Raw genomic sequence first — 5,096 nt, 5'->3', positions numbered from 1 at the left:
GGGTAATTAGCCGGGGAAAGACATTTGATGACGAAAGTAGTAAGGGCGGGGTGTGGCGCAGCTTGGTTAGCGCGCTTGCTTTGGGAGCAAGAGGTCGGAGGTTCAAATCCTCTCACCCCGACTTTCCAAAAATCGAAGATTTTTGAAAATTTCAAAATTTTTCGTACGAAAAATTTTGCGGATGTAGCTCAGTTGGTAGAGCATCAGCCTTCCAAGCTGAGGGTCGCGGGTTCAAGTCCCGTCATCCGCTCCAAATAAGTTTAACCGATGGCTTCGTTCCAAAAAGTTCGCAAATTTCGTGGTATCTGTTGTGGACTTGAAACCGCGATAAGGGGGTTTGGGGGAAGGATTTCCCCCAAGCACTTGGGGTACAGCGAACGAAGTGAGCGTCCTAGGGGCGGAGCCCCTGGAGCAAAAGGTTGGGGGTTCAAGTCCCCTCGGTCACCCAAAGCTAATATTGCGCTGAACTCGTGGAACTGGTGAAGGGCATCGTGGGGACCCAACCTTAAGGGTCGTTAGCTCAGTTGGTAGAGCGGCGGACTCTTAATCCGTTGGTCGCAGGTTCGAGTCCTGCACGACCCACCATTTTAAAGTCGGTAGTGAGGAGTCCGTAGTCGGTAGTTAAAGTGGCTAAAAAATAATTTTACTCCCCACCTACTCCCGACTAAGAAACTACCGACTAAATTTGAGCGAGAGTGGCGGAATTGGTAGACGCGCTGGACTTAGGATCCAGTGGGGGAACCCGTAGGGGTTCGAGTCCCCTCTCTCGCACATTTGTATTATAATTTTATACGAAGTAGTTATAACACTCTATAACACTCCGTGGTTCAGTATACGAAACCACTAATCACTGAGCCTTGGCGAAGCCGAGGCACTTAATTATGAGGAGGAGATATTTTTTGAAGACAATGGTCGAGGAACTCGAAAAGAACAAAGTCTTATTAAAGGTAGAAGTCCCCACAGGCGACGTGGATCAAGCCATAGAGAAGGCATATAAGAGCATATCCAGCAGGGTGAGCATTCCGGGATTTCGAAAGGGGAGGATCCCAAGGAAAATCATCGATGCTCGGATCGGGAAGGAATCGGTATTGCAGGAGGCACTCAATGAGATGCTCCCGGTCTACTATTCGCGAGCGGTTGAAAGGAGTGGGATAAAACCCATCGATAAACCGGAAATCGAAGTTGTCCAGTTAAAGGAGGGTCAACCCCTTTTATTCAATGCCAAGGTGCAGGTCAAGCCAAAGGTTAAATTGGGTAAATATAAGGGTGTAAAGGCAAAAATGCCCTTCATTGAGGTGACCGATGAAGAGATTGATGGCCATATAGAGCTGTTAAAGGATAGATTCGCTCAGCTTGAGCCAGTCACGAGAAAACTCCGTAAGGGTGACTTTGCTTTGATTAACTTTGAGGGCTTTGTGGATGGCAAGCCCTTTGAAGGAGGTTCGGCCAACGATTACCTACTCCAGGTCGGTTCAGGCACTTTCGCCCCCGGTTTCGAGGACAAACTCATTGGGGCTCGCAGGGGGGAAATAAGGGAAATCTTCATCGATATGCCCAAAGAGCACCCCATCGCCGAAATTGCGGGGAAAAAGGTAAAATTCAAGGTTTTTGTAAAGGAGATAAAGCAAAAGAAACTTCCCAAAGTGGATGATGAATTCGCCAAGGAAATTGGCGCGTTCGAAACCTTGAAGGAGCTTAAAGACGATGTTAAGAGGAGGTTGGAGGAGGTAAAGCGGAACCAAGACCAGTTTGCTCTCCGTGGCAAGGTTCTTGAAGCTGTTTCAAAGGGTGCCGAAGTGGAAATCTCCGAGATAATGGTAGAGCGCAGGGTAAATGAGATGATCGGCGATTTTGCCTTTAATCTCAAAAACAGGGGAATCGATTTGAATGATTATTTGAAGGCCACCAACACCAGCATGGAAAGTTTAAGAGAGCGTTTTAAAAGGGATGCCCTAAGAGCCTTAAAAAATGAGCTCGTCTTGGGAGCCATCGGAGAGAAAGAAGGACTTGAAGTTAAAGAGGAAGAAGTTGATAATGAAATTGAGAAGCTAGCCCAAAGGATGAATGTGGAAGGCAGTGAGGTTAAAAAGCGGTTAGAAGAGAGAGGGAATTTGGGACTTTTGAGAGAAGATATCCTATTGCGGAAGACCTTAGATTGGCTGGTTGATCAAGCTGAAATCAAGAGGGAGAGGAAGGGAAAGAAAAAATGACCAACCTGTTAATCCCGATAGTGGTGGAACAGACGAACAGAGGAGAAAGATCCTTTGATATCTATTCAAGACTGCTCAATGAGCGCATAATATTTTTGGGTAACGAGATAAATGATCAAGTGGCAAACGTGGTCATAGCCCAGATGCTTCATCTAGAATCGGATGCCCCGGAGAAGGATATTCATCTGTATATCAATAGCTCAGGAGGGCTCATCACTTCAACCTTAGCCATCTATGATACCATGCAATATATAAGACCCTGCATCTCAACGATCTGCATAGGTCAAGCCGCGAGCGCTGCTGCCGTCCTGTTGGCGGCTGGAGCAAAGGGAAAGAGGTTCGCTCTGCCCAATGCACGAATATTAATTCATCAACCTCATGGTGCGGTCACCGGACAGGCAGTTGATGTCGACATCCAGGCCAAAGAAATGTTACGCCTGCGTCAACTTCTCAATGAGATTTTGGCCAAGCATACGGGGCAGCCTCTTGAGAAAATCCAAAAGGATACCGACAGAGATTTCATCATGACCGCCGAACAGGCTAAGGAATATGGGATGATCGATGAGGTTGTTGTTCAAAGGAAGAAAGCATAGGAGGTGCGATCGTGGCAAAATTCGGCGATATGGATCATTTGAAGTGTTCCTTTTGCGGCAAGAGTCAGCGACAGGTGAGGAAACTCATTGCTGGTCCCGGTGTTTATATCTGCGATGAGTGCATAGATTTGTGCAATGAAATCATCGAGGAAGAACTGGAACGGGAGACCGAGTTCAGATTCGAACATCTCCCAAAGCCCAAAGAGATATATAATGCGCTCAATGAATATGTGATCGGCCAGGATATGGCCAAGAAAATCCTCTCCGTTGCGGTGTACAATCACTATAAGAGGATTCAAGCGGAGCCGCAAGGCGAAAAGGATGTGGAACTTCAAAAGAGTAACGTTCTTCTCATGGGTCCCACTGGGTGCGGTAAGACTTTGCTCGCCCAAACCCTAGCCAAGATACTAAATGTACCCTTCGCCATTGCTGATGCCACAACCCTCACTGAGGCGGGATACGTCGGTGAGGATGTCGAGAATATTCTGCTTAGGTTGATTCAGGCAGCGGACTATGATGTGAGAAGGGCAGAAACGGGCATAGTCTATATCGACGAAATAGATAAGATAGCTCGCAAGTCTGAAAGCCCCTCTATCACCAGGGATGTTTCCGGAGAAGGCGTCCAACAGGCTTTACTCAAGATACTCGAGGGTACTGAGGCGAATGTACCTCCCCACGGGGGGCGCAAGCACCCACATCAAGAGTTCATACAGATAAATACGACGAATATTTTGTTCATCTGTGGGGGAGCCTTCAACGGTCTTGAAAAGATCATAGAGGCTCGTATCGGAAAGAAGGGGATCGGGTTCGGTGCTGATGTTAGGAAGCTTGAGGAAAAGGAGATCGGAGAGATCTTATCCCAGGTGCTCCCCGAGGATCTCATAAAGTACGGTCTCATTCCGGAATTCGTGGGAAGGCTTCCCGTGGTCTGCGCGGTTCACAATCTTACCAAGGAAGACCTGGTAAAAATCTTGACTGAACCCAGAAATGCTCTGGTTAAACAGTACAGGAGATTCTTCGAGTATGATGGAGTGGAGCTCATCTTCACCGAAGATGCTCTGTACGCCATCGCCGAGAGAGCTCTCAAGAGAGCCAGTGGGGCAAGAGGTCTAAGGTCCATACTTGAAGGCACCCTGCTCAATGTGATGTACGAATTACCCTCTAAATCCAACGTTACCAAATGTCTGATCACTAAGGAAACGATCGAAAAAAATTTGGAACCCACCCTGTTGACGGAAAGTGCGGCGGAGTTCTCGTCGGATGAGGGAGTTCTGGCCTAGTCAATGACAAAAGCCCCGATTTCGGGGCTTTTGTTTTTTGGCGAATAAAAATTTCGAGTCCATGTCCCATCACCATTAAAGGATTAAAGATTTAATCCCGATATTAAAGATGGTGGTCGGAAATGGGCAAAAAAAGCAAGGGCAAAAAGGACAAGGAGCTAGTTTGCATATTTTTAGGGCTGGAATTATATGCTAGTCCAGAGAAAGCAGCTCTCCTTAAATCCGATATTGTTGACCTCATTTTTTCCCATTTTAAGAGCCCATCCCTCGTTGGCATCAGAGAGTATCCTCCTGTGGAACTCACTCCGACCCTTACACATTGGCTCCGTGAGATGGAAGCCCTACTTAAACGAGGACGATAAATTCATTTTCTTGGAGAAGTCCCTTCTTTCCCCCTCACCCTGCCTCCCTCCTTTTCCTGGTCGCGGCGATGTTTATCTCCTTTCTGCCTCGCTTCGAGGAAAGGATTTTGGGTTCTAAGTGAAGCGAGATCGGACGAGAAAATTTAAGCAAAATTTAATATAATAAACAAGGCTTCTCGAAAGGGGCAAAGCCGTGAACATATTGGGCATAAATTGCTTTTCTCACGATACATCGGCCTGCCTCCTGGTGGATGGCGAAGTCATCGCCTTTGCCGAGGAGGAAAGATTCAACAAGGAGAAGCACACAAGAGCTTTTCCCGATAATGCCATTGATTTTTGTTTAAGGGAGGGAAACACTAGCATCAATGATGTTGACTACGTTGGCTTCCCCTTCAAGCCTGGGCTGGATTATTGGCGAGGCTTCATCGATTTTCTGAAGGGTTTCCCCTTTTCCTCACGGAGATTTGCGGGGCAGACCTACTTCGATTATTCCCTCATAAAGAAGGTCATCGATTTCAAAAAGAGGTATGGCTACAGGAATAAAATCCTCTTCGTAGGTCATCACGAGGCCCACGCCGCAAGCAGTTTCTATGTCTCTCCCTTTGATGAGGCGGCCATCCTTTCCATCGATAGGGGAGGCGATTACCTCTC

5 protein-coding genes and 4 tRNA genes are annotated in these 5,096 nt (G+C 47.3%); all 9 read left to right on the top strand.

All coding sequences use genetic code 11. The features are described 5' to 3' along the window. Nucleotides 1-46 precede the first annotated feature (46 nt). Nucleotides 47-121: transfer RNA gene (locus tag AB1466_05485), tRNA-Pro, on the top strand. A gap of 56 nt (nucleotides 122-177) precedes the next feature. Further along, nucleotides 178-253, top strand: a tRNA-Gly gene (locus tag AB1466_05480). Nucleotides 254-509: 256 nt separating this feature from the next. Then, nucleotides 510-585 (top strand) — tRNA-Lys (locus AB1466_05475). A 104-nt stretch (nucleotides 586-689) separates the two neighbouring features. Further along, a tRNA-Leu gene (locus AB1466_05470) sits at nucleotides 690-771 on the top strand. Between the two features lie 137 nt (nucleotides 772-908). After that, entirely contained in the window at nucleotides 909-2,210 is a 1,302-nt protein-coding gene (gene tig, locus AB1466_05465; protein MEW6189543.1) for a trigger factor, read from the top strand. Beyond that, on the top strand, nucleotides 2,207-2,803 hold the full coding sequence (clpP, locus tag AB1466_05460; GenBank protein MEW6189542.1) for an ATP-dependent Clp endopeptidase proteolytic subunit ClpP: 597 nt from the start codon (nucleotides 2,207-2,209) through the stop codon (nucleotides 2,801-2,803). The genes tig and clpP overlap by 4 nt, the downstream gene beginning before the upstream one ends. Before the next feature lie 11 nt (nucleotides 2,804-2,814). Beyond that, nucleotides 2,815-4,083, top strand: a complete 1,269-nt coding sequence (gene clpX, locus AB1466_05455) for an ATP-dependent Clp protease ATP-binding subunit ClpX (protein ID MEW6189541.1) — start codon at nucleotides 2,815-2,817, stop codon at nucleotides 4,081-4,083. A 122-nt stretch (nucleotides 4,084-4,205) separates the two neighbouring features. Then, the gene (locus tag AB1466_05450) at nucleotides 4,206-4,445 is read left to right on the top strand and encodes a hypothetical protein (protein ID MEW6189540.1); all 240 of its coding nucleotides are present in this window, start codon (nucleotides 4,206-4,208) and stop codon (nucleotides 4,443-4,445) included. 193 nt (nucleotides 4,446-4,638) lie between these two features. Continuing rightward, a partial coding sequence (locus AB1466_05445; GenBank protein MEW6189539.1) for a carbamoyltransferase N-terminal domain-containing protein occupies nucleotides 4,639-5,096 on the top strand: 458 nt, incomplete at its 3' end.

This window comes from Actinomycetota bacterium, from assembly GCA_040755895.1.
Lineage (GTDB): Bacteria > Actinomycetota > Aquicultoria > Subteraquimicrobiales > Subteraquimicrobiaceae > Subteraquimicrobium.
This window is presented reverse-complemented; position numbering and strand designations above follow the sequence as displayed.